At 66.3% G+C, this 24,879-nt stretch carries 19 protein-coding genes and 1 riboswitch; of the genes, 5 read left to right on the top strand and 14 right to left on the bottom strand.

The window, feature by feature from the left end:
* The first annotated feature begins 354 nt into the window (after positions 1 to 354).
* Positions 355 to 2,382, top strand: a complete 2,028-nt coding sequence (locus tag AC5P8D_RS14430; protein WP_049453648.1) for a sodium-translocating pyrophosphatase — start codon at positions 355 to 357, stop codon at positions 2,380 to 2,382.
* A gap of 79 nt (positions 2,383 to 2,461) precedes the next feature.
* Here AC5P8D_RS14430 and AC5P8D_RS14425 read toward each other — a convergent pair whose 3' ends face one another.
* From AC5P8D_RS14425 to AC5P8D_RS14405, 5 genes are read right to left on the bottom strand one after another with little or no spacing between them, the layout of a single operon-like run.
* Positions 2,462 to 3,181, bottom strand: a complete 720-nt coding sequence (locus tag AC5P8D_RS14425) for an energy transducer TonB (protein ID WP_057502939.1) — start codon at positions 3,179 to 3,181, stop codon at positions 2,462 to 2,464.
* Positions 3,178 to 3,603, bottom strand: coding sequence for a TonB system transport protein ExbD (exbD, locus tag AC5P8D_RS14420; protein WP_495203433.1), 426 nt, complete (start codon positions 3,601 to 3,603; stop codon positions 3,178 to 3,180). The genes AC5P8D_RS14425 and exbD overlap by 4 nt, the downstream gene beginning before the upstream one ends.
* Positions 3,604 to 3,612: 9 nt before the next feature.
* Positions 3,613 to 4,341, bottom strand: coding sequence for a tonB-system energizer ExbB (gene exbB, locus AC5P8D_RS14415; protein ID WP_495203432.1), 729 nt, complete (start codon positions 4,339 to 4,341; stop codon positions 3,613 to 3,615).
* Positions 4,328 to 4,795 carry a YbaN family protein gene (locus tag AC5P8D_RS14410; RefSeq protein WP_043400233.1) on the bottom strand — a complete coding sequence of 156 codons (468 nt, stop codon included), beginning with the start codon at positions 4,793 to 4,795 and terminating at the stop codon, positions 4,328 to 4,330. Before AC5P8D_RS14410 ends, exbB begins: the two co-directional genes overlap by 14 nt.
* Before the next feature lie 31 nt (positions 4,796 to 4,826).
* Positions 4,827 to 5,414, bottom strand: coding sequence for a biliverdin-producing heme oxygenase (locus tag AC5P8D_RS14405; protein WP_019338795.1), 588 nt, complete (start codon positions 5,412 to 5,414; stop codon positions 4,827 to 4,829).
* Positions 5,415 to 5,520: 106 nt separating this feature from the next.
* Between AC5P8D_RS14405 and AC5P8D_RS14400 the strand changes: the two genes are divergently transcribed.
* On the top strand, positions 5,521 to 5,778 hold the full coding sequence (locus AC5P8D_RS14400; RefSeq protein ID WP_029550886.1) for a DUF2789 domain-containing protein: 258 nt from the start codon (positions 5,521 to 5,523) through the stop codon (positions 5,776 to 5,778).
* A gap of 150 nt (positions 5,779 to 5,928) precedes the next feature.
* Here AC5P8D_RS14400 and AC5P8D_RS14395 read toward each other — a convergent pair whose 3' ends face one another.
* The 4 genes from AC5P8D_RS14395 to AC5P8D_RS14380 all read right to left on the bottom strand — a co-directional run bounded on the left by AC5P8D_RS14395 (position 5,929) and on the right by AC5P8D_RS14380 (position 11,162).
* The gene (locus tag AC5P8D_RS14395) at positions 5,929 to 8,847 is read right to left on the bottom strand and encodes a TonB-dependent receptor (RefSeq protein ID WP_495203431.1); all 2,919 of its coding nucleotides are present in this window, start codon (positions 8,845 to 8,847) and stop codon (positions 5,929 to 5,931) included.
* A 228-nt stretch (positions 8,848 to 9,075) separates the two neighbouring features.
* On the bottom strand, positions 9,076 to 10,011 hold the full coding sequence (locus AC5P8D_RS14390; protein ID WP_010483991.1) for a FecR family protein: 936 nt from the start codon (positions 10,009 to 10,011) through the stop codon (positions 9,076 to 9,078).
* Positions 10,012 to 10,115: 104 nt separating this feature from the next.
* A complete protein-coding gene (locus tag AC5P8D_RS14385; RefSeq protein WP_197579241.1) occupies positions 10,116 to 10,616 on the bottom strand; it encodes an RNA polymerase sigma factor in 501 nt (166 codons plus the stop codon).
* 72 nt (positions 10,617 to 10,688) lie between these two features.
* A complete protein-coding gene (locus AC5P8D_RS14380; protein ID WP_099559988.1) occupies positions 10,689 to 11,162 on the bottom strand; it encodes a hypothetical protein in 474 nt (157 codons plus the stop codon).
* Between the two features lie 183 nt (positions 11,163 to 11,345).
* Here AC5P8D_RS14380 and ppa point away from each other — a divergent pair, with 183 nt between their 5' ends.
* Positions 11,346 to 11,882 (top strand): inorganic diphosphatase, encoded by a 537-nt coding sequence (ppa, locus tag AC5P8D_RS14375; RefSeq protein WP_005410935.1) that lies wholly within the window; start codon positions 11,346 to 11,348, stop codon positions 11,880 to 11,882.
* A gap of 152 nt (positions 11,883 to 12,034) precedes the next feature.
* On the top strand, positions 12,035 to 13,156 hold the full coding sequence (locus tag AC5P8D_RS14370) for an HDOD domain-containing protein (RefSeq protein ID WP_100446678.1): 1,122 nt from the start codon (positions 12,035 to 12,037) through the stop codon (positions 13,154 to 13,156).
* Positions 13,157 to 13,334: 178 nt separating this feature from the next.
* Here AC5P8D_RS14370 and AC5P8D_RS14365 read toward each other — a convergent pair whose 3' ends face one another.
* The 5 genes from AC5P8D_RS14365 to thiC all read right to left on the bottom strand — a co-directional run bounded on the left by AC5P8D_RS14365 (position 13,335) and on the right by thiC (position 22,457).
* Positions 13,335 to 16,199 carry a TonB-dependent receptor gene (locus tag AC5P8D_RS14365; protein WP_495203430.1) on the bottom strand — a complete coding sequence of 955 codons (2,865 nt, stop codon included), beginning with the start codon at positions 16,197 to 16,199 and terminating at the stop codon, positions 13,335 to 13,337.
* 49 nt (positions 16,200 to 16,248) lie between these two features.
* On the bottom strand, positions 16,249 to 17,148 hold the full coding sequence (locus tag AC5P8D_RS14360) for a helix-turn-helix transcriptional regulator (protein WP_010483985.1): 900 nt from the start codon (positions 17,146 to 17,148) through the stop codon (positions 16,249 to 16,251).
* A 114-nt stretch (positions 17,149 to 17,262) separates the two neighbouring features.
* Complete coding sequence (locus tag AC5P8D_RS14355; RefSeq protein ID WP_495203429.1) at positions 17,263 to 19,587, bottom strand: winged helix-turn-helix domain-containing protein; 2,325 nt, start codon at positions 19,585 to 19,587, stop codon at positions 17,263 to 17,265.
* 260 nt (positions 19,588 to 19,847) lie between these two features.
* Entirely contained in the window at positions 19,848 to 20,519 is a 672-nt protein-coding gene (locus AC5P8D_RS14350; RefSeq protein WP_010483983.1) for an ion channel, read from the bottom strand.
* Positions 20,520 to 20,612: 93 nt separating this feature from the next.
* Entirely contained in the window at positions 20,613 to 22,457 is a 1,845-nt protein-coding gene (thiC, locus tag AC5P8D_RS14345) for a phosphomethylpyrimidine synthase ThiC (RefSeq protein ID WP_495203428.1), read from the bottom strand.
* 82 nt (positions 22,458 to 22,539) lie between these two features.
* Positions 22,540 to 22,641, bottom strand: a riboswitch (TPP riboswitch).
* A 245-nt stretch (positions 22,642 to 22,886) separates the two neighbouring features.
* On the opposite strand from thiC, the gene AC5P8D_RS14340 reads away from it, so the two are divergent.
* Positions 22,887 to 24,464, top strand: a complete 1,578-nt coding sequence (locus AC5P8D_RS14340) for a BCCT family transporter (RefSeq protein WP_495203427.1) — start codon at positions 22,887 to 22,889, stop codon at positions 24,462 to 24,464.
* The last annotated feature ends 415 nt before the right edge of the window (positions 24,465 to 24,879 follow it).

Genomic DNA, 24,879 nt, shown 5'->3' with positions numbered 1-24,879 from the left:
GCTTGCAGAGGCTGGCTTAACGGGGTGCAAAGGCCTGCGGCTCTCGAATCATGTCCATGGACTGGCGGCGGGTTCCGCGCGCATGGCGATGCGTTCATCTGGAGGGCGCCCTACGGGTCGTGCGGCGCGGCTCCCAGGAGCCAGTCGAGCATGGCCTCTGGAAGCCAGTCGAGCACGGCTCGACTCTACAGTGCGCCGAACGCATACTGCGGGCACCAGGGAATGCTGAACACCGCCATACGTCGGACGACCACCAAGGTCGGTACGGGTTGGTTCCAGGCTGCAGCCCGTCGTCCCCCTCGTGGTGCCGTTCATCGCCACTGGATGCCTACATCCATTCTGCGGAGGGGTCTAATGCTGGAACGTCACGGGCTTTCATTGGCGCTGGGCTGCGCCATTCTCGCGATCCTGTTCGGAATCGTCTCGGCGCGCTGGATCCTGCGCCAACCCACCGGCAATGAACGCATGGTCGCGATCGCCACCGCGATCCAGGAAGGTGCGCGTGCCTACCTCAACCGCCAGTACCTGACCATCGGCGTGGCCGGCGTGGTGCTGTTCGTGCTGGTCGGTGTGTTCCTCAGCTGGTACACCGCGATCGGCTTCGCGGTCGGCGCGGTGCTGTCCGGCGCGGCCGGCTACATCGGCATGAACGTGTCGGTACGCGCCAACGTGCGCACCGCCGAGGCCGCACGCCATGGCATCAGTGCGGCGATGGACGTCGCCTTCCGCGGCGGTGCGATCACCGGCATGCTGGTGGTCGGCCTGGGCCTGCTGGGTGTGGCCGGCTATTACGCACTGCTGCTGCGGATGGGCCTGCCGATGGAACAGGCGCTGCACGCGCTGGTCGGTCTGGCGTTCGGTTCGTCGCTGATCTCGATCTTCGCGCGTCTGGGCGGTGGCATCTTCACCAAGGGCGCCGACGTCGGCGCCGATCTGGTCGGCAAGGTGGAAGCCGGCATTCCCGAGGATGACCCGCGCAACCCGGCGGTGATCGCCGACAACGTCGGTGACAACGTCGGCGACTGTGCCGGCATGGCCGCCGATCTGTTCGAGACCTATGCGGTCACCGTGATCGCCACCATGCTGCTGGGCAGCCTGATGCTGGCCGAGGCGGGCGCCAATGCCGTGCTGTATCCGCTGGTGCTGGGCGGTGTGTCGATCATTGCATCGATCATCGGTGCGCTGTTCGTCAAGGTGAAGCCTGGCGGCTCGATCATGGGCGCGTTGTACAAGGGCGTGATCGTCTCCGGCGTGCTGGCCGCGATCGCGTTCTACCCGATCACCACCGGGCTGATGGCCGACAATGTGCATGGTCCCATCGCGCTGTATGGATGCGCGCTGATCGGCCTGGTCCTGACCGGCCTGATCGTGTGGATCACCGAGTACTACACCGGCACCCAGTACAAGCCGGTGCAGCACGTGGCGCAGGCGTCGACCACCGGCCACGGCACCAACATCATCGCAGGCCTCGGCATCTCGATGAAGTCCACTGCACTGCCGGTCGTGGCGGTGTGTGCGGCGATCTGGGGCGCGTTCGCGCTGGGCGGCCTGTACGGCATCGCCATCGCCGCCACCGCGATGCTGTCGATGGCCGGCATGATCGTCGCCCTCGATGCCTATGGACCGATCACCGACAACGCTGGCGGCATCGCCGAGATGGCCGAGCTGCCCTCGGAGATCCGCGACATCACCGATCCACTGGATGCGGTGGGCAACACCACCAAGGCGGTGACCAAGGGCTATGCGATCGGCTCGGCGGCGCTGGCCGCACTGGTGCTGTTCGCCGACTACACGCACAACCTGCAGGCCGCGCATCCCGGCCAGGAGTTCCGCTTCGATCTCAGCGACCACACGGTGATCATCGGCCTGCTGATCGGTGGCCTGATCCCCTACCTGTTCGGTGCGATGGCGATGGAAGCGGTCGGTCGTGCGGCTGGCGCGGTGGTAGAGGAAGTGCGGCGCCAGTTCCGCGAGATCCCCGGCATCATGCAGGGCACCGGCAAGCCGCAGTACGACAAAGCGGTGGACATGCTGACCCGTTCGGCGATCCGCGAAATGATCGTGCCGTCGCTGTTGCCGGTGGCGGTACCGGTGGTGGTCGGCCTGCTGCTGGGGCCGCGCGCACTGGGCGGCCTGTTGATCGGTACGATCGTGACCGGCCTGTTCGTGGCCATCTCGATGACCACCGGCGGCGGCGCCTGGGACAACGCCAAGAAGTACATCGAGGATGGCCACTTCGGTGGCAAGGGGAGCGAAGCGCACAAGGCCGCGGTGACCGGCGATACCGTCGGTGACCCGTACAAGGACACCGCCGGCCCGGCGATCAATCCGCTGATCAAGATCATCAACATCGTGGCGTTGCTGCTGGTGCCGCTGTTGTAGATCCACGCCGTGCGTGGATGGCGGCGCCGAATGGGGTCAGCGCCCTTTCCTGCGGAAAGGGATCCGACCCCATCGTCAATCACCGCCCGCGCAGGAAGAAGGACACCGGCACCATCACGTCCACCGGGTCGCCGGCTACCTCGGCCGGCGGCGCCGGTACCGGGCTGGCACGTCGCACGGTGTCCAGCGTCTCCTGGTCGAGCAACGCGAAGCCACTGCTGCGGCCCAGTGTCAGCCCCGAGACCGCGCCATCCCGGGCCACGGCAAAACGCACGTAGACCACGCCCTGCTGGCGCAGCCGCTCGGCCTGGCGTGGATAGCGCCGATGCTTCTGCAGATGCCCGAGCAGGCGCCCCTCCCAGGTGGCCTCGGCGCGACTGCGCTCGCCGGCGGTGGTCTGCGGTGCGGTGTACCGTGCGGCCGCGTCGGCCGCCACCTGCGGCGGTGCGCTGGTCTGCGCGACATTGGCCTCGGCGGTGTCCGGCGAGGGCGTCGGCTCCGGCGTACGCGGCGGTGGCAGGTCACCCTGCGGCTGCACCGGTGCCTTGGGTTGCTCACGCAGGGCCGGTTTCGGCGCCTGTCGCTGCTGTTGCTGTTGCAGCGGCCCAGTGGCAACCTCGCGCGGCGGCACCGGAGGCGCCTGTGCCATCGGCGCCAGCTCCAGCATCAATGCAGCGGGCGGCGCTGCGGCGGCCACCGCCGGTGCGCGCGCCGCCCACCAGCAGGCCACGCTGACCAGCAACGCATGCACCAGCAGCACGATCGCCAGGCTGGTCGCCCAGCGCCGCAGTCCGCTCATCGCGCGCCCTGCTCCAGTCCAACCAGTGCCACCTTCAGGTAGCCCGCCGCACGCAGCGCATCCAGCGTTGCCATCAGTTCACCGTAAGACACGCGGGTATCGGCACGCAGGAACAGGCGTTGCGCGGTGTCACCGTGGGTGGCTACCTGCAGCGCAGCGGCCAGCCCGTCGCGTGCCACCGCCTGCTCGCCGACACGCAGCGACAGATCGGCCTGCACGGTCACGTACACCGGCGCCTGTTCCGGCGGCGTGGCACCGGCGCTGCTGGCCGGCAGCTGCACCGGTACCGACACGGTGGCCAGCGGTGCCGCCACCATGAAGATGATCAACAGCACCAGCATCACATCGATGAAGGGCGTGACGTTGATCTCGTGCGATTCTTCCGGCGTGTCGCCGCGGTCGGACGCGGTCCTGATCGCCATCGCCGGGCCTCAGTGCACCGCGCGCAGCGGCGTCGCTGCGCTACGCGGCACAGCACGATCAAGATCGCGCGAGACCAGCTGCTGAACGGCGGCCGACAGATCGCCAAGCAGCCCCCGCAGGCCGGCCAGCACACGGCTGAAGTGGTTGTAGACCAGCACTGCGGGAATCGCCGCGACCAGGCCGAGTGCCGTCGCCAGCAGGGCCTCGGCGATGCCGGGTGCGACCACCGCCAGGTGGGTGGTGTTGCTGTGGGCGATACCGATGAAGCTGTTCATGATGCCCCACACCGTGCCGAACAGGCCGACAAACGGCGCCACCGCGCCAATGCTGGCGAGCACGCCGATGCCGCGCCGCTGCACGCGTGCGGCTTCCAGTTCGATGCGGTCCAGGCGCGATGCGATGCGTTCCTTGATGCCGTCGCGCCCTTCCAGATCCTGCGACAGGCGCAGTTCGGTACGGGCCGCATCCAGCATCGCCCCTGCGATGCCCTGCTGCACATTGGCGTCAGCGCTCTCGCCGGGCAGGCTCGGCGCCTGCAGCAACAGCGCGCGCGCCGCCCGCAGCTGCCGGGCCTGGCGAGCCAGCTCCCAGCCCTTTGCCAGCAGCACGGTCCAGGTGGCCAGCGACGCCAATGCCAGCGCGATCATCACGGCTTTCACCACCACGTCGGCGGCCAGGTACATGCCCCACGGGGTCAGTGCAGGGGCGGCCACAGGGGCCAGGTCAGCAGGCAGCATCGTCTCGGTTTCCATCAGCATCAGAGGTCGCTGCGCGACGACGGGCCGCGCGCGGATCATTGGCGTCGTCCACTTCCACGACCGGATTGGGCTCCAGCCGCGGTGCGGGTCGACTGAGCACGTAGCCGGCGCTGACGGCGAAGAACAGGCCCACGCCCAGCAGCAGGCGCCACGACGGGTGCGCGCCCCAACAGAACAGGGCAAAGCCCACCGCCATGCCGGCACTGGCGAACGCCTTGCCCTTGCGCGACACCGCCCCCTGCTCACGCCACAGCCGCAGTGACGGGCCGTAGCGCGGATGCGCCAGCAGGCGCTGCTCGAACTTCGGCGAGCTGCGTGCGAAGCAACCCACGGCCAGGATCAGGAAGATGGTGGTCGGCATCACCGGCAGCAACGCGCCGATTACCCCGAGGCCGACCATCAACCAGCCCAGCGCGAACCAGAGCCAGCGCATCAGCGTTGCGCCTGCGGGCGCGCGCCGTGCATCAGGCGAATTCCACTTCGACGTGGCCGTGCACGCTGCGGAACGCGGCATCGGCTGCGTCGATCACCTGCTGCTCCTGCTCGGCACTCAGCGGCACCGCGTCCAGCGCGGCGGTGAACTCACGCCAGTGGCGTGCCGCACCATCCGGGTGCGCGGCCAGGTGGCGGGCGCCGAAGTCACGGTCCAGCCCGAGCTTGGCGGCCATCTTGTAGAGAATGGTGCCGCCGAGGTTGGAGCCTTCGGCTACGTACAGCCAGCCAAGGGCGGCCGGCAGCGCCAGGTCCGAGGGCAGCGCGTCGATGTCCGCGCCTGGCAGGGTCTGCTCCAGGTCCTGCAGGTCGCGCGCGATCTGGGCCAGGCGGCGGCGCTCACCGAGATCGGGCAGCAGTGCGTCCAGCGCAGGGTTGGCATACAGCGCATCGATGCTGCGGTGGAACCGATACTGCACGCGCAGGAAACGGGCGAAATTGCTGCGGTCGGCGAAGATGTCGCCGGCCATGATGCGCTTGTCCAGGGCACCGTGGCTGTCGCGGGTGGCGGCCTTGAGCCGCAGGCTGCGGCTGTCTTCGGGAGCGATGTGTGCGTTCATGGGGGATGCCAAGGGGGTCGTCGTGCTGTAGACGTTCGCCGCGGGGCTTTCCCCAAGGCCGTGTGCGCCGATAATGGACCATCCCTTCTTCCAGCAGGAACCGATGATGATCACCACCGAACCGCGCATGACCAACCTGTTCCTGCAGCTGGGCCTGGACGCCAGCGCCGAGGCCATCGCCCGTTTCATCCGCGAGCACCAGCTGGCCACCGACGTTGAAGTGGTCGAGGCGCCTTACTGGAACGATGCCCAGCGCCAGTTCCTGTCCGAATCGCTGCAGGCCGATGCGGCATGGAGCACGGTGGTGGATGAGCTGAACGAGTCACTGCACGAAGATGCGGTGAAGGCTTCGACCGGGCTGTAAACAGACGCCGGGCATGGCCCGGCGCTGGCGATCACACGGCGGAAGCGGTGCGAACCAAGGTCCGCACCCACCGAGGGCGGTCGGAGCCCGATGGGGTCAGAGCCCTTTCCTCAGGAAAGGGATCCAACCCCACCGCCCATCCGCGACCGATCAATACTTCCAGGTCAACGCCAGCCGCGCGGTGCGGCCCGGTGCCGGCATCACGCCCAGCGCCAGCGGGTCCAGGTAGTAGCGGTCGGTCAGGTTGTCCACGCCCGCTTCCACCGACAACTGGTCGTTGAAGCTCCAGCTGGCAAACAGATCCACCAGCGTGGTTGGCCGGTACAGCTGCTGGATCGCCGACAGGCCCACGTTCCAGTCCTTGTCCAGCTTGCTGATCGGGCCGGCGTTGTGGACCACGCGGGTGCCGAAGGTCAGGCGCTCGTCGAACAGGCGCGAGCCCAGGGTCAGGTTGACCATGTAGCGCGGCGGATTCTGTGTATTGGTGTACGAACCCTCGAAGCCGCCGTCCACGCAGTTGGGCGTGTTGGCCAGTTCATCGTTCTTGCGCTGTGCACCATAGGCGCGGCGCTCTGCGGCGATGTCCGGCGCGCAGGTCTTGGCCTTGAAGTAGTAGTGCGCGGAAAGATCGGCAAACACCTTGCCGCTGTCATAGCTGGACTGGAACTCCATGCCCGAGACCTTGAACTGGTCGACGTTGCGGATCAGGCCCGCCGACAGCGTGCGGTAGTCACGGGTGATCAGGTCGTCGATGCGGGTATCGAAGTACGCCAGCTTCAGCGCCAGGCGGTCGCCGGCGGTGAACAGGTCGTAGCGGATGGTGCTGGCACCGATTTCCCAGCTGCGCGCACGCTCCGGCTTCAGCTCGCCCACCGGCTTGGCGGCGGTGAACAGGCCCAGCGTGGTCTCGAACAGGCTCGGCAGCTTGGTGCCTTCGGCGTACTTTACGTAGACCATGGTGTCTTCGCTGAAGCGATAGGCCACGCTGGCGGTCGGCGAGAACGCGGTGTCACGACGGCGGATCGGCTGCGACCAGGTCCAGCTGACCGGCACTTCCAGGTCCTGCGCCTTGCCGGCGTCGTAGAAGTTCCAGCCACCGATGTCGCCCACCGTGCCCTTCTTGTACGGTGAGGCCAGCAGCGACTCCTGGGTGAAGTTGCCGTTGGCATCCGGATACCAGTTCAGCAGCGCGATGCGCTTGGCCCGCCACGACGGCAGCGCCGGGTTGCCATTGAGCAGTTCGGTATAGCGGTACTGGCCCTGCACCTCATAGGCATCGGGCGTGGCCAGGCGGTTGCGGTCATGCACATCCACGCGGTTCCAGCGTCCGCCGGCCAGCAGTTCCCAATGCTCATCGGGCTGCCACTTCAGCGAGGCCACGGCACTGTATTCCTTGCGCTCGGCGTTGCGCAGGAAGCGGTTGTTGACCAGATCGTCGTGCATGACCGGCCCCGAACTGCCCGGCGCGATGTCTTCGTCGCTGTAGGACAGGCCGTAGTCGAAGGTGAACGCACCAGCACGAGTGTCGAACTTCGAGGTGTTGCTGGCATCCAGGCCGAAGCGCTTCTGTCGCAGCGGATTGCGGTAGGCATCCTTGTAGCCGGGGTCGCCGCTGAAGCTGGGCGCGTCATACCACTCGGTGCGGCGGTCGAAGTACCACGGGGTGATGCCGGTCAGGCTGTTGTACATCACGCTGTCGGTATCGGTGTATGTGGCGTTGACACGCAGGTCGATCAGCTCGCTGTCCGGATTGAAGCGGTAGCGCAGGGTGTAGCTGTCCATGTCGACATGGCCCGGGTCCCACTGCGGAATGCGATCGCGGTCGACGCGGATGATCTGCGAGGCCATGATCTCGCCGGCGGTGCCTTCGTAGCGGCGGTAGCCCGCTTCCAGCGTCTGCGCATCGTCGATGCGCCAGGTGCCCTTGAGCAGCGCCGACTTCGAACGCGACGAGGTGTTGAACACTTCGGTACGCGGCGGATTCAGCGGTGCCAGCGTGCGACGGGTCTGCGGGAAGTCGTCGTAACCGTGCTTGCCGGAGAAATAGTTGCCGTTGTCGCGGTAAGCATAGGCGGCGACCAGATCGAAGCGGTCCCAGTGACCGGCTGCGGCCACGTTGAAGAACTGGCTGCCGGTGGCGCTGCGGTCGGAACGCGGCGCGGCGCTATAGGACGGCAGGTTGTTGGCGCTGGCGTTGGCCAGGCCGCCACGCACGCGTACGCCGAAGTCACGGCCTTCGCGCAGCACGTCACCGATCTTCAGCGTCTCCATCTCGACCACGCCACCGATGCCACCGGAGGCGTTGGCCTGCAGGCTCGGGCCCTTGGTGATGGTCAGGCTGGAGATCAGGTCCGGGTCGAGGTAGGTGCGCTGTGACTGGCCGGCATAGCCGCGGTAGGTATCCATGCTGGACTGGCCGCCATCGATGATCACCGGCACGCGGCCCTGGCCCTGGATGCCGCGGATGTTGACGTCGAAGCCGTTGCCCACGCGCGGATCGCCAGCGGTGACGCCGGCCACGCCCTTGATGATGTCGCCATTGGAGGTGCCGCGGAAGCGCTCCAGGTGCGTGCGGTTGAGCGTAGTGGTGGAACCGACGCTGCGATAGCTGTCGAGCAGGCGCGCCTCATCGCTGGTCGCGCCACTGTCGACGCGGTCGCCGGCCACGCTGAGCGTGTCGGTGACGATCACACCGCTGTCGGCCTGCACCGGCGTCGCCGCTTCCAGAGTGACTGCATCTGCGCTGACCCGGCGCACCGCCAGGCCACTGTCCTGCAACAGCTGCTGCAGCGCCTCGTTGGCCGACAGGCTGCCGTTGACTGCGCGCGAGGTTACTCCCTGGGCGAGGGTGGCCGGATACACGACCTGCACACCGGACTGGCGCATGAAGCTGCGCAGTGCTTCGTCCAGCGGCTGCGCGGGAATGTCGAAGCGCTGCACGGCAGCGTGATTGCCGGTGGCGCTCTGTGCCAGCACGGACGGTGCGGCGCTGGCCAGGCCGGCGGCCAGCAGGGCGATGCACAGGCGGGACGGGCGCAGCGCGCGGCCCGGGCGGTGGGAGTAGAACATGGGGAACCTGTCAGGTAATCGGTGCCGCAGGCGCGGCGTCATCCGCAACACGGGCGGACACGGCGACGTACGTGGCGGCGGCGGGTACGTTCGCGTGGTAAGACGGTTGGGCGCGCGGCAACCCCAAGAGCGATTTGCGGTCGCGGCAGGTGCCGACCGGCCGGTGATCGTGGTGGGTGCCGACCGTTGGTCGGCACACTGGGACCTTCATCCACGCATGGCGTGGATCTACTGGTGAATGATGGCGACGCCAAGCGGCAGGCGGGTGACCTGCAGACCTGCTGTTGCGGCCAGTGCATCCAGCGCCTGCTCCGGGCGATCGATGCGCAATGCGGCACTCACTGCGGGTAGTCGCGACAGATCGCCGCGCACGAAGGTCGGGCCGGCGCGGTAACGCCCCACCCATTGCACGGCGTCGGCGACGCTGGCCTGCTCCAGCAGCAGCTCGCCCTGCCGCCACGCGCCGACGCTGTCGGCAGCCACATCCCGCAGACGCGTCACGCCGCTGTGCTCGCCATAGACCGCACGCTGGCCCACCTGCAGATAGGTCCAGCCACCGTCGGCCGGGCTGGCCACGCGCACCCTGCCCTGCCCGACCTGGGTTTCAACCTGGTCATCGCCGCGCGCGACGGTGAACGCGGTCGAGATGTCCTCGATCACGCCGTTGCCCGCACGCACGCTGAAACGTCGCTGCGCATCCGGGCTGACCTCGAACCAGGCACGCCCGCGCAGCAGCTCGATCTCGCGTGCATGTGCATTGAAGCGCACGGCAATCGCACTGTCCGCATCCAGCACTGCGCGGCTGCCATCGGGCAATTGCACGTTCTGCACGACGTGCGTGCTGCGATGGTCGGCCTGCAGCCGCAACCAGGCCTCCGGCCATGCCACCAGCATCGCCAGCGCGGCTGCAGCGGCCATTGCCCAGCGCATTCGATGCGGCCGCGGGCGTTCGGCGGGCCGGACCTGCGGGCGTGGCCCGACACTGCGCCACAGCGCGCGCTCGTGTTCGAAGGCGCGTCGGTGCCCCGGTTGTGCCAGCCAGCGCTCGAACTCGTGCATGCGCCCTTCGCCGATGTCACCCGAGGCCAGCCACGCGATCCAGCCCCGGGCCTGTTCGGCCAGGGCATCGTCATTGGCGGCGGGCAGCGTGTTCGGCGGGCTCATCGGCTGGCGGACAGGCGCATTCAAGCGCGGGCGGAGGAACTAGACCGCATCCACGGTCCAGTGATCAAGACGTTTCAGCGAGGGCCAGCCCCAAGCCGGGGCCATCATCGGCCGCTGCGTGCCCAGGCCAGGCGCTGCAGGGCGGTACGCACATGGTTTTCGACGGTCGTCACCGACACCCCGAGACGGCGGGCGATCTCGGCCTGGGTCAGGCCCTGCAGGCGGTTGAGCCGGAAGATGGTGCGGGTCGGCTCCGGCAGGTGCCCCGCCGCGTCAAGCACACGCTGCAGCTCGTCCTGGGCCATGGCCTGTTCCTCGGTCGAGATGACCTCGTCCGGCCCCCACAGGTAGTGGTCGGCCAGCAGGCGGTTGCGCCGGGTCGATTCGCGGCCGTGGTCGGTGGCCAGGTTGGCGGCCAGCCGGTACAGATAGGCCCGCGGGTTGTCGATGGCCAGGCTGTCGTCGACCCCTCGGGCCTTGAACCACACCGCCTGGATCACATCCTCGGCACCATTGTCTCCGCCGAGGATGCGCTGCACCCGGCGCAGCAGTGCCGGCCGCTCACGGATCAGCAGTTCGGTAAGGGAGGCGGCATTGGAGGACATGCGCGGAACCGGGACGACAGACGGAAGGCGCCGCGCATGCTACTCCGTTAATGCGAATCAGTCACGTTCGCATCAGTGGATGCAGCCGGTCAGCCCGTCATAGACGCTCTCCGACGTGCCGGGCAACGGATCATGCAGCGGATTACGGGCCGCCAGCGCCGCATGGAAGTCCTCAACGGGGGTGCCAGGCACCAGCGGCAGCCGGCATAGCCAGGTCGGTTGCCGGGCCACGATCGCACCGTCGTTCCGCGACACGGCCAGGTCACTGGCGGCAAATGCCCAGAGGCACTCACGCACCGTGCCGCGCACCGCATCCACTGAACACCGCAGGCGCAGCGCCCGGATGTCGCTGTACTCGCCCTCGCAGAAGGTGTCGCCGCAGATCCTCTCGAAGCCATGCTGCAACCGCCCTTCCAGGGCAAAGAAGCGGTCCCAGTTGGCTTCCTGGTGCGGGTAGTCGATCAGGTCCACGTAGGGAAAGGCCTGGGCGGCGGGCGCGATCAGCAGCGCGCAGAACAGGCCGAGTGACAGGGCGGATGGTTTCATGCGGGAACTCCTCGGGTAGGTGCATCCAGCCTGCACGCCCACGCCGCCCGGCCCCATCGGTCAACCCCGGCCCGCCGGGTCGGCGCCTTCCACGCCCTGCCGTCGGCCCCCTCCCCTGCACAGCGCCCGGCAAAGGCATAAAATGGGGGGCTATCCGTCTATATCCCCCACCTGGAGCACACCATGGGTCTGGAACTCGTCTCGCCCGGCAAGAACCCGCCGGAAGAAATCAACGTCATCATCGAGATCCCGAAGGACTCGGAGCCGGTGAAGTACGAAGTGGACAAGGAAACCGGCGCGATCTTCGTCGACCGCATCCTGTCCACCCCGATGCGCTACCCCTGCAACTACGGCTATGTGCCGAGCACCCTGTGCGGCGACGGCGATCCGGCCGACGTGCTGGTGGTGCTGCCGCTGCCGCTGGTGCCGGGCTCGGTCGTGCGCTGCCGTCCGGTCGGCGTGCTGAAGATGAGCGATGAGGCGGGCAGCGACGAGAAGATCCTGGCCGTGCCGGTGTCGAAGATCTTCAGTGGCTACGCCCACGTCGAAGACATCGCCCAGGTGTCCAGCCACTGGCTGGAGCGCATCGGCCACTTCTTCGAGCACTACAAGGACCTGGAAAAGGGCAAGTGGGTCAAGCTCGACGGTTGGGGCGGCGCCGCTGAGGCCAAGCAGATCCTGATCGAGGCGCACCAGCGCCATCTCGACAGCAAGGCCTGAGCCTGAACCGGATCGCTCCGGCGGCACCCCGCCGGAGCGATGCGGGTCACGTTTCATGACGACGGCACATCACTCCTGCCGCCGTATTAGGTAAATTGCGTCACTTCACACGTCGTCGACATCCATCGTCGAGACAGCCAGGGGAATGTGTCGTGCGTATTCTGCTTGTTGGGGATGCAGCCAGCCTGCCGGCTGAGCTGACCGAATTCATTGCCGATCTTGGGGAAGACTGGCAGCCGCTGACCGCCACCGATGGCCAGACCGCGATGACCGCGGTGGCCACGCAGGGCGTGGATGCGGTGATCGTCTGCCCGCAACTGCCGGATCTCAATGCCACCACGCTGCTGGGCCAGATCCGGACCTTGCGCCCGGAAACCATCCGCATTGCGCTGGTGGACGCCCAGCACGGCAACCGGCCGCCGCCGGCACGCCTGATCGGCGTGGCCCACCGCTTCCTGCCGTTGCCGCTGGCACCGGAAGTGTTGCTGGAAGCGCTGACCAGCCTGGAAGAGCTGCGTGAAGTGCTGGACAGCCCTCGCCTGCGCGACGCCATCGGCCGTATCGAGAAGCTGCCCTCGCCGCCGCACCTGTACCTGAGCCTGACCCAGGCACTGGAACATGACGACGACGCCGACAGCGCCGACGTCGCCAAGCTGGTGGCCGCTGATCCGGCGATCGCGGCCAAGGTGCTGCAGCTGTCGAACTCGGCGTTCTTCAGCCAGGGCCGCACCATCGCCGACCTGCGCACCGCCGTGACCCGCCTCGGCCTGTCGACGCTGCGCGATCTGGTACTGGCCAGCGAGGTGTTCTCGGCACCGACACTGTCCACGGCCGAGCGCAATTCACTACAGCAGCGCGCCCTGCTCGCCTCGCGGCTGGCGGCACGCCTGCTGCCCGAATCCAGCGCCGAACTGGGCGCGACCGCCGCGCTGCTTGCCGACATCGGCCTGCTGCTGCCCGGCGTGCGCAACGAGCGCAGCGAACCGTCGCTGGCCGGTGACACCCGCCCGGGCCACGCCGAAGCCGGTGCCTATCTGCTCGGCCTGTGGGGCCTGCCGATGCCGATCATCGAAGCGGTCGCGTTCCATCTGCAACCGCAGCGTGCCAATACGCGCAGCTTCTGGGTGACCGGCGCGGTGCACGTGGCACTGGCACTGGTCAATGGCGATCCGGTGGACGAGGACTACCTGCAACGCGCGGGTGTACTCAACAGGCTGCCGCAGTGGCGCGAGCATGCCAATGCGTTGATGGGACTGGTACCCAGCGAGGCTTGAGGCACTGCCCAGCGCGAGTTCGCAGGGAATGAAGGGCAGGCCGGATGGCCTGCCTTTTCCGTTGTGCCTGAAGAACCATCCACGCATGGCGTGGATCTCCTCAGTCGGTGCAGCGCACAAACAAGAAGGGCGGACCTTGCGGCCCGCCCTCCTCTTTCTGCTGTGACGCTTCGATGGATCAGAAGCGCTGGGTGTACTTCATGTAGTAGAAACGACCGATGTCGAAGCCACCGTAGTACGAGAAGCTCGAGTTCGGCTGGCTGTACATAACCGGGCCCTCGTGGTTGAACACGTTGTTGGCGCCCAGCGAGACCGTGGCTTCCCACGGCAGGTTGTAACGCACCTGCACGTCGTGGAAGGTGTTCGAACCCACCTTGCGGGTCGGCTGCGCCAGGGTGTAGGCCGAGCTGAAGTCAGGCAGGTTGCACTCGGTATCGTAGGAGCACGGCTCCTTCATGCTCGAGTAGTAACGCACGCCCCAGTTCACGCCCAGGTTGCCGTAGGTCCAGTCGACGTTGAGGTTCGAGCGGACGCGGAAGTTCGCGCCCCAGTCTCCGGTCGCCCAGCTGGTGTGCTGCTCGACCGGGGTCTCGGCTTCGTTGTCGCGCTTGTACTCCAGGTAATCGACGTAGGTGGTCTTCCAGTCGATGACGAACTTGCCGAAGGAGAACTCCGGCAGGCGGTACTTGATGCCCAGATCGTAACCCGCGGTTTCCTGGTAACCACCGTTGATCAGGGTACGGGTAACGTCGACCACCTGGTTGGCGGTACGGCCATCGGTGCCGCGGTCGAAACGCTCACACGCCGACGCCACGCCCAGCACATAGCACTGGTTGAGGATCGAGGTTACCGACTCGGCGGCGATCACGTTGTCGATGCGGATCTTCCACCAGTCGAGGCTGACGTCCAGGCCCTGCACGAAGTTCGGGCTGTACACCAGGCCGGCGGTCCAGGTCTTGGAGGTTTCCGGCTTCAGTTCCGGGTTGGAACCCGACTCGAAGGCGCTGTAGGACTGGGTGCCCGGGCCGGTCGACTGTGCACCGCCGGAAGTGATCTGGCGGAAGTTGGCCGGAACGCCACGCGCCTGGCAGGCTGCCGCCACCGAGGGGTTGCGTGCGGCCGAGCCGAAGCTGCTGTCACATGGATCGGTGTAGGCGTCAAAGGTCTGCGAGGTACCGCCGTACATGTCGGCGATGCTCGGGGCGCGGAAGCCGGTCGAGTAGGTTGCACGCACCAACAGGTCGTCGATCGGCTTCCACTTCAGGCCGAACTTGCTGTTGATGGTATCGCCGAAGGTGTTGTAGTCCGAGTAGCGGCCAGCCATGTCGAGCGACAGCTCCTTGGCGAACGGCATGTCGGCCAGCACCGGCACGTTCAGTTCGACGTAGAACTCGTCGAGCTTGTAGCTGCCCTTGGTCGGCTTGCCGGCCAGGTCGGTACTCAGGCCAGACTGCAGCAGCGCATCCGGGTTGTACTCGCCGCTTTCTTCGCGGTGCTCGTAGCCCGCCGCGATGGCCAGCTCACCGGCCGGCAGCGAGAACAGCGAACCTCCGATGTTGGCGCTGTACGCCTTGGTGGTGTTGGTATAGGTATCGTGGCTCGGCAGGTACAGGTAAGCCTGCAGGGCCGGATCGGCCAGCGAGCCGTTGCCGGTCGAGCCGTACGGTGCCAGCGGGTTCCACGGGGTGCAGCCAGCGATGACATGGCCCGGGGTGCCGCAACGGGCAACGTCGCCGTCCATGAAGGACGGACCGACCGCATTCTGCACGTTCGGGATGAACAGGTTGCCGGTGCCGGTCTTCACACCCTTGTTCTGGTTGTAGACGTAGCCCACGTCCCAATCCCAGAACTTGTCGCCGAACTCGAACGAACCTTCCAGGCCGGCCGAGAAGCGGAAGGTCTCCTGCTCGGACTCGGTCTGGCGCGGCACCTCGGATGTGCGACGGATGAAATTCGCATCCGTGCCCAGCGGGTTGTAGATGCTGTTGGCCGACAGCGGGGTCTCATAGACCTCGGACTGGTACGGGTAGCCGGCAATCTGCTGGGTGGCCGTACGCTTGGTGTACAGCACGTTCGCGGTGCCGCGGATGTTGTCGGTGAAGTCGTAGTTGCCGTTGGCGAACACCGAACGACGGGTCAGCTTGTTCTGCAGCCACATTTCCTGGCTGGCATTGGTGTAGTCCGCCGTGCCGAACTCGCGGAAATCGGCCATGGTGTTGCCCGAGCCATTGTTGGCGCGGGTGTACCAGTTGTCATTGCTGTCGATCAGCACGCCGTGGTTGGATGCCGGCGACCAGCCGTTGGCGTCTGCGTCGGTCGGGTTCGGGTGGAACTGGCCGTTCGGGTAGCGGCTGAAGGCACGATCCTTCGCCCAGACCGGATCTTCCTTGCTGTACTCGGCGCCGAAGGTGATCGAACCACGCTCACCGGTCTGGCCGTAGACGAAGTTGTAGACCTGCTTTTCGCCGTCGCCCTTGCTGTACTGGCCGCCGTAGACGCTGGCTTCCAGACCGTCGAAGTTCTTGCGGGTGATGATGTTGATCACGCCGGCGATGGCGTCGGAGCCGTAGATGGCCGATGCGCCGTCGGTGAGCACTTCAATGCGCTCGACCACCGAGGTCGGGATCGAGGCCAGGTCGGTGTAGCCACCGGTGCTGACGCCCATGCGCTTGCCGTCCAGCAGCACCAGGGTGCGCTCTGGGCCCAGGCCGCGCAGATCGACGTACTGGCCGCCGACTTCTTCGCCCGAGCTCAGGGCATCGGCGCGGCTGATCGCCGGCGAGCCGGTTGCCGACAGGTTCTGCACGATGTCGGCAACGCTGGTGAAGCCCTGCTTTTCAATGTCGGCGCGCTGCAGCGCGATCACCGGCTGCGCGGTTTCCATGCTCGCCTGGCGGATGCGCGAACCGGTGACCGAAATGCGGTCCAGGTCGGTCGTGCCGCCGGCAGCTGCGTCCTGCGCCGAAGCGAAAGACGGTGCCAAGGCAAGCGCAATGCCGGCCGGCAACAAGCCGAGCCGCACTGCAGGAATACGAACGTTCATCATTCTCTCCAAGGTACGTGTTAGTAGCGTGTTAAAACACCCCAGCACGTTACGATTGCGTTGCAGCGCTGTATTTGCGCGAGCCAACCGGAGACTTTGCAGATTGTGGCGGCAGCAAGCCGCCGTTTTCCCTGAAGCGCGATGCGGACTGGCCGTAGCGGGCGCGGAACGCACGCGCGAAGCTGCAGCAGTTGTCGAAGCCACTGGCCGCAGCGACCTCGCCAACCATCATGTCGGTGTCACGCAGCAGGTCGGCCGCCCGTTCCAGGCGCAAACGTGCTGAAAGCGACTGCGGGCTTTCCTCGTACAGGCTCTGGAAAGTCTTGGAGAGATACCAGCTGGAGAAGTTGGTCAGCTCGGCCAGTTCACCGATGCGCACCACGCGGTGGCTGTTGCCTTCCAGGTACAGGCGGGCGCGCTGCATGCGGCCGAATACCTGGCGCTTGCGGCTGCGCGAGCGACCCGGGCAACGCTGCACGTTGTCGGCCAGCCCACGCTGCAGGCCCGCCAGATGCAGCAGCAGCGGGCGCAGTGCCTGTGCCGGCTGGCCACTGGCCAGCGCATCGCGCCACAGGCGCAGCGCAACGCGGGCATCGCCACGGCTCATGCGGCCACGCCCGGCGTACAGGCCGCAGTCGGCCATCTCGGCCAGCACGCGCAGTGCTTCGACAGTCAGGTTCAGGCCAACGCACAAGCCGTTGCGGCCTGCCTGCACCAGCGGCCGCGACTCCTTCTCGAAGGCGATCCACTCGCCCTGGCGCAAGCGGAAGCGTCCTTCCTTGGCTTCCACCCAGGAGCTGCCGCGCACCTGCATCCACACAGTGAAGCTGCTGCCTGCGGTCTGCAGGCTGCCGAGCCGGGCCACGCCCAGGCAGGTCGGCGCAGCATCGTCGAGCGACCGGTCCAGAGAGACGGTTTGGCCGCGATCGGCCAGCGAGAGTTGACGCATGGGGGCACCACGGTTTGCCTAGTACAGGCCTCCGTTTTGCCAAATAAGGCGGCACCACGTCAGGAAAGTCAGACGAGATCGCCACGAATTCGCGGCGAGGTCGCCACGAAGAAATTACGAAGGCCCATTTCCGTTGAACAACAACAACTTGGAGAACGCCGGAAGCAGCGTCGGTGAGCGCTCGGGCAAGCGCATCACGCCGATGTCGGCACCGTCGCTGACCGCCATTGCCACGAACAGCGTGCGCCCATCGGCGCCGGCACTCAGCCCGTTGCCGGCACTGAGGCGTTCCGCATCCAGGCAGCGTTCCGGTTCCTCGCGCCCGGCCTGGATCAGCACCAGTGTGGTGCCACAACGGGTGGACGTACCGAGGTAGCCGATCGCGTTGCTGCCGGCCACGGTCCAGGCCCGGTACCGCCACCGGCTGGGTCGGTCATCGCTGATCTGCTGCACGCTTGCCGGTGCCAACGCCGCATCCACCGACCACAGGCCTCCTGCGGCCAGGCGGGTGAACAGCACACGCCCGCTGCTGCGATCGAACCGCGCCTGCGAAACACCGTCGATGCTGGCCAGGCGGCGCCAGGGCTGCACGCTTCGATCAAACAGGCTCAGCCGGGTCTGTTGCTGGTCATCGCGCTCGACCACCAGCAGCTGGTCCGGGCTTGCCCCGTACAGTGCCTGCAGCGGCTGCTCCGACGGGACAGGCAACGGCTGGACGCGTTCGTCACGTGGGGCGATCTCATAGACCACCGTGCGTCCGTGCTCGTCGCGCCCCACCACCAGCAACCGCCGGCTGTCGGCCGACCAGTCCGGTGCCTGACGTGCCTCGGGCCGCAAGCCTTCGATCGGCCGCAGCGAATCGGGGCGCTCCATGTCCGCCCACCACAGCGCGAAGCTGCCTGAACGATCGGACGTGAACACCAGTTGGCGTCCATCCGGCGCCGCCATCGGCTGCCCATCCCGGCCACTGGACGCAAACAAGCGCTGCGGCGGCGAGCCGCCCTCCATCGGCACCTTGAAGATGCCGAACTGCGCGCGCCGATGGACGAAGGCCAGCATGCCCGCGCGGCGTGCAGTGGCCGGCCACTGTGCGTCGTCGAGCCCGGCATCGCGCAGCGTGCGGCTCTCGACGTCCAGGTAGTACAGGCGCACTTCACTGTCGACACGGCGTCCAAACACGATCGTCCGGCCATCACGCAACCAGGCCCAGCCACGCAGTTCAGCGGCCTCGCTGGTCAGCTGCTCGGGCGTGCCACCCGCTGCCGGCATGCGCCACAGGTCGCCCAGCTGCGGATTGCGCACGAACACCAGCCACTTGCCATCAGGCGAGTAGCGCGGCGCATAGTCGAAGTCATCCTCGGCAACACCGTAGTCCAGCGCCTCCCATTGGCCACTGGCCAGATCGAGCTTGCGGATGCCCCGATGGGCATAGCGCCCCACCATGCTGCCGAACACCAGGCCACGGCCGTCCGGCGTCCAGTCGAAACTGAGCAGCTCGGTGCCATCGCACCGCGTGGCCTGGCGCAGGGCACCACCGGTCGCGCTGGCGATCAGCACCTGGCAGCCGCCGTTGTTGCTGAACCGCGCGAAGGCAATCTCGCGTCCATCCGGCGACCAGCTCGGGAAGCGGTCAACCGAGCCGGCCGGCGGAGCCAGCAGCTGCCGCGCTGGCGCGTTGCCGGAGGTCTGCACCTTGATCGCCCCACCCCCTTGCCCGTCTTCGTTGGCGCCTTCATAGGCCACCAACGAACCATCGGGTGAAAGCGTGGGATAGGTTTCAAAACCGCTGGTTGCGGTGATCAACCGATAGGGACGCTGCGGGCTGCCGATCACGCGCGTGCCGTTCTCCACGGCCGCATCCACCGCTGAACTGCTGGCCGGTGCCCGCCGCAGCAGCAGCGCGGCCAGCACCACCACCGTGGCCAGCATCAGCACGCCCAGCACCAGCAGCACGCGCCGGCGGACATGGCGCCAGCGGCGGCGCGATGCCTGCACGTGTGCCGGCCTCTCCTCGGCGATGCCCATCACCGGTTGCACGTCCGCGATTCCGTCATCGGCTTCTGAGGACGGTGCCGGCTCGACATCGTCCAGTACCTGCACCGGCACCAGCAGGCGATAGCCGGTCTTGGCGATGGTCTCGATATAGGCCTGGCCGTTGTCGTCGTCGTTGCTGAACGCCTTGCGCAGCTGGGTGACGGCCTGGGTAAGCACATCATTGGTCGGCAGCGTGTCCGGCCAGACTTCCGCGAACAGTTCATCGCGGGTGACAACACGCCCGGGCTGGCGCAGCAGTACACGCAGCACGCCCAGCGCCTTCGGCGTCAGCCGACGCGGGCGACGCGCACCGACGACCTCGACTTCTCGCGAGGACAGAGTGACAGTGCACTCTCCGATCCGGATCCGATCGAATCCGGGGGGCTGGTTTTCACTGCTGTTCATTTTCCGCTACACAGTAGAGACAGGTCCGGGGCAGCGTTTGCCTTCGATACCCTCCCGTCCTGGGAACAGCAAAAAGCCAGACTCCGCACAAAGCATCGGCGCATACCGCAAAAACAATGAAGCGGGCGAATACTAGCCTATGCGGGTTACCTCGCCTATCGCGTGGTCGACATCCAGGCTCTCTCTCGCCGACGCATTCACATAATTTGCTGCACCATTCGCGCCCTGCGGGGCGCGAAATTTTTATCTGGCGTTCATTTTCACATGCGCCGCAGCATGGTCAATCCGACCAGTCGCGAAACCACCAAAGCCACGTACATCACGCCTGAAAACTGCTCCAGCATGACCAATGCACGCGCCTGCGGATGCAGTGGAACGACGTCGCTCAAACCGACACCCGAGAGCAAACTGAAGCTCAGATAAAGCAGTTCCATCCAGGTGCGCTGTGCACCACCACCGGTGCCCTGGAAACTGCCCGGATACCACTGCTGGCACACGGCGAAAGCAAACGCGAAGGCCCAGGCCAGCAACGTGAATGTCGCACCTGCCGCGAACAGTTCATCGCGGGTGACTTTATGGTCCTGGAGCATGTAGGCGATGAGTGCACCGGCCGTATAGAAGTACAGCAGGCTTTCCAGCAGCTGCGCGGTGGTCAGCAGCGCACTGCGATCCAGCAATGCACCGGCCAGCGAGAACACCACCGAAGGAATGGCCAGCAGCAGCGCCAGCCAGGTGCCCAGCGGGCTGCGCTGGACCACCCACAGCGCCAGGCCCAGTACCGCCATGCCGAACATTCCCAGCGCCGCGCGGCCCGCAGCGGTGTCATCCAGCGCGGGGTACAGCAGCACGGCGATCAACTGGGCCCCCAGCAGCCAGGCCGAAGGATGACGGCGGGCAATGGCCAGCCAGCGGGTGGTGATGGCAACGGGCATGGCGTCCTTTCCCCGGGGTGGTGGGCCGAGGATAGCCGGGAGCGGCGTGATGAGCGGTAGTGCCGGCCGCTGGCCGGCACCCCCGCTTCCGCATCACCCCTGGCGGTAGACCTCGGCACCGGCCGCGCGGAACTCCGCCGACTTCTCCTTCATGCCGGCCTCGGCGTAGTCGCGCACGTCCTGGGTGATCTTCATCGAACAGAAGTGCGGACCGCACATCGAGCAGAAGTGCGCCAGCTTGTGCGCATCCTTCGGCAGCGTCTCGTCATGGAATTCCTTGGCCTTCTCCGGATCCAGGCCAAGATGGAACTGGTCTTCCCAGCGGAACTCGAAGCGCGCCTTGCTCAGCGCGTTGTCGCGCACCTGCGCGCCCGGATGGCCCTTGGCCAGGTCGGCCGCATGCGCGGCGATGCGATAGGCCATGATGCCATCACGCACGTCCTGGCGATTGGGCAGGCCGAGGTGTTCCTTCGGCGTCACGTAGCAGAGCATGGCGGTACCAAACCAGCCGATCATCGCCGCACCGATCGCGCTGGTGATGTGGTCGTAGCCCGGCGCGATGTCGGTGGTCAGCGGGCCCAGCGTATAGAACGGCGCCTCGCCGCACTCGCGCAGCTGCTTGTCCATGTTCTCCTTGATCAGCTGCATCGGCACATGGCCGGGGCCTTCGATCATGGTCTGCACATCATGCTTCCAGGCGATCTTCGTCAGCTCACCCAGCGTTTCCAGCTCACCGAACTGCGCGGCGTCGTTGGCATCGGCGATGCAGCCCGGGCGCAGGCCGTCACCCAGCGAGAAGGTCACGTCATAGGCCTTCATGATCTCGCAGATGTCTTCGAAATGCGTGTAGAGGAAATTCTCCTTGTGGTGCGCCAGGCACCACTTGGCCATGATCGAGCCACCACGGCTGACAATGCCGGTCACGCGCTTGGCGGTGAGTGGCACGTAGCGCAGCAGCACGCCAGCGTGGATGGTGAAGTAGTCCACGCCCTGCTCGGCCTGCTCGATCAGCGTGTCACGGAAGATCTCCCAGGTAAGTGCTTCGGCACGGCCGTCGACCTTCTCCAGCGCCTGGTAGATCGGCACGGTACCGATCGCCACCGGCGAGTTGCGGATGATCCACTCGCGGGTCTCATGGATGTGCTTGCCGGTGGACAGGTCCATCACCGTGTCACCGCCCCAGCGGATCGCCCACACCAGTTTCTCCACTTCCTCGGCAATGCCCGAGGACACCGCGCTGTTGCCGATGTTGGCGTTGATCTTGGTCAGGAAGTTGCGGCCGATGATCATCGGCTCGCTTTCCGGGTGGTTGATGTTGTTGGGTAGCACCGCGCGGCCGCGTGCGATCTCATCGCGCACGAACTCCGGTGTGATGATCTTCTGGATCGAGGCACCAAATGCCTCGCCCGGGTGCTGCTGCAGCAGGCCGGCATCGCGGATCGCGTCCAGGCGCTGGTTTTCGCGGATGGCGACGAACTCCATCTCCGGCGTGATGATGCCACGGCGCGCGTAGTGCATCTGGGTGACGTTGGCACCTGCACGCGCACGGCGTGGCAGGCTGCGCGCGGGAAAGCGCACCGCATCGAGCTTCGGGTCCTGCTCGCGATCGCGGCCGAACGAAGAACTCAGTCCTTCGAGCTGCTCGGTATCACCGCGCTCTTCCACCCAGCCGCGGCGCAGTTCCGGCAAACCGGCCGACAGATCGATGCGCACCTCCGGATCGGTGTACGGGCCCGATGTGTCGTAGACCGTGACCGGTGCGTTCTCTTCGCCGCCGAACAGCGTCGGCGTGCGGGTCAACGCGATCTCGCGCATCGGTACCTGCAGATCCGGACGTGAGCCGGGCACGTGGATCTTGCGCGAGCCGGGGATGGGCCGGGTCACGGATTCGGAGAGTTGCTTGGCCTGTTGCTGCAGGGCAGAGAGCTGTGCGTTCATCGGGCATCGTCCAGGAAGGTCAGGGACGAAGCGGCGGCGCACTGCTGCCGCTCCCGGACGGTCCTTGGGCGGAGTCCGGGCATGGCTGCACTGCAAAGCTTCCCTACGCCGGTATGAGCCGGATCAGGTTCCAAGGGACTGTCTCAACCGTGGCCACATGGCCGCGGTACCCCCGCTTCTTGGTGCGCATTAGACCATAGAACGCACCGCAGCTCCTGGCTGTTCCATCCACGCACGGCGTGGATCCGCTGTTTCTGTATTAACAGAACCGTGACATCGCATTCAGTAACGTGCACGCGCATCGTGCCGCTGCGGCCGGTGTTTCCTCGTCGCCTTCGCGGCCCCTGCCCGGTCTGTGCTGCATGTCGCCGGCCCCTCGCAGCAAGCTCTGCTCGCTCCCCTCAATCCCTTGATCGGAGAAGCCCCTTCATGGTGTTTCGCGTTTCCATTGCACTGGTTCTGCTGCTGGTGCTGCTCGCCGGTGTTGCACCCGGCCCCTTCAATACCGTGGTGCAGAGCATCCTCGGCGAACTCATCCGCGGCATCGGCTGGCTCTACCTGCTGGTCGTGTTCCTGGCCCTGGTATTCCTGATGTACCTGGCCTTCGGCCGCTTCGGCAACCTGCGCATCGGTGGCGAAGACGCCGAACCGGAATTTTCGCGGGCCAGCTGGATGTCGATGCTGTTCGCCGCCGGCATGGGCATCGGCCTGGTGTTCTGGGGCGCCGCCGAGCCCATTTCGCATTTCAGCAAACCACCGGAAGGGCTGGCACCTGAAAGCATGGACGCTGCGCGTGCTGCCATGCGCTACGTATTCTTCCATTGGGGCCTGCACCCGTGGGCCATCTATGCGCTGATCGGCCTGGCAATGGCCTGGTTCCAGTTCAACCGCAACGGCCGTGGCCAGATCAGCGATATGTTGCAACCGATCATCGGCCGTCACCATCGTGGCTGGATCGGGCATATGGTCAACATCTCCGCGGTCGTCGCCACCGCGGTTGGCGTGGCTACAGCACTGGGCTTCGGCACGGTACAGATCGCGGCCGGCGTGGAACGCGTGTTCGGCGTGCAGGCGGGCGTGCCGCTGCAGCTGACCATCATCGCAGTGGCTTTCGTACTGTACATGGTGTCCACGCTCAGCGGCGTCGGCCGCGGCATGAAATGGCTGTCCAACTTCAACCTTGCACTGGCGGCGCTGCTGTTGGCACTGGTGCTGGTGCTCGGCCCGACTGGCGCGATCTTCAATACCTTCACCACCACGCTGGGCTCCTATCTCAATCAGCTGGTGACGATGAGCCTGCGCATGTCGCCGTTCTCGTCCAGCACCTGGGTGGCCGACTGGACGATCTTCTACTGGGCCTGGTGGATTTCCTGGGCACCGTTCGTGGGCTCGTTCATCGCGCGCATCTCGCGAGGCCGCAGTGTTCGGGAGTTCGTGATCGGCGTGGTGTTGGCGCCGACGCTGCTGGGTTTCTTCTGGTTCTCGGTGTTCGGCGGCACCGCCATCTGGATGCAGATCTTCGGCCAGGCCGACCTGCTGCAGGCGCTGGGCAACGGCTACGAGACAGTGCTGTTCACCATGTTCGACAGCCTTCCGTTGCCTCTTCTTCTGTCGAGCATCGCGTTGGTGCTGCTGATGATCTTCTTCGTGACCTCGGCTGATTCTGCGGTACTGGTACTGGCCAGCATGTCCACGGACGACGCTGGCGAGCCATTGCGCAAGCACAAAGTGGCGTGGGGTGTCGGCATTGCGCTGGTGGCGGGTTCCTTGCTGTTGGCAGGCGGGCTGGAGGCGCTGCAGGGCATGATCACCATCGCAGCGCTGCCGTTCGCGCTGCTGATGCTTCTTGTGATGGTGTCGCTGTACCGGGTGCTGGACCAGGAGTACACGCGTGAGCGGCGGCAGGCGCAGCGCCAGCGGCACATGATCGATGCGTGGATCGCACGCGAGATGGCGGCGCAGGAGGAGACCCAGGCGGAGGCAGCGCGCGCGCACGATCAGGATTGAGGGGGTTTTGCAGCCTGCGGCTGCACCGCTTCTTTCAAGCAACGGCAACAGCAAAAGCGGCTCTGGGACTCTGAGGGTCTGGCGGGGAGGGGGGCGATGGCGGGACACGCCGCAAGTACGTCCCTGTAGGCTCGGCCACGGCATCCATGCCGTGGACGGTCCCGCCATCGGCCCCCTCCCCGCCTCCGACAATTTCCCGGTGACGGCAGTAGATCCACGCCACGCGTGGATCAGGTGTATCGGAAAACAAGAAGGGGTCGGATCCGTTTTCCTGTGGAAAACGGATCCGACCCCAACCATCAGCGCGCGGCTGTTGCCTTTGCTCTTGCTCTTGCTCTTCTTTTTTCTTTTCCTGCGGTGATGGCCACGGACACTGTCAGGGGCCGGGCGGGTGGGCTGGGCGGGTGGGCTGGGC

The sequence above is a fragment of the Stenotrophomonas sp. YJH_SMC_101-4 genome (assembly GCF_059370395.1).
Note: the sequence above shows the minus strand (reverse complement) of the source record. Positions and strands in the feature narration are given on the sequence as shown.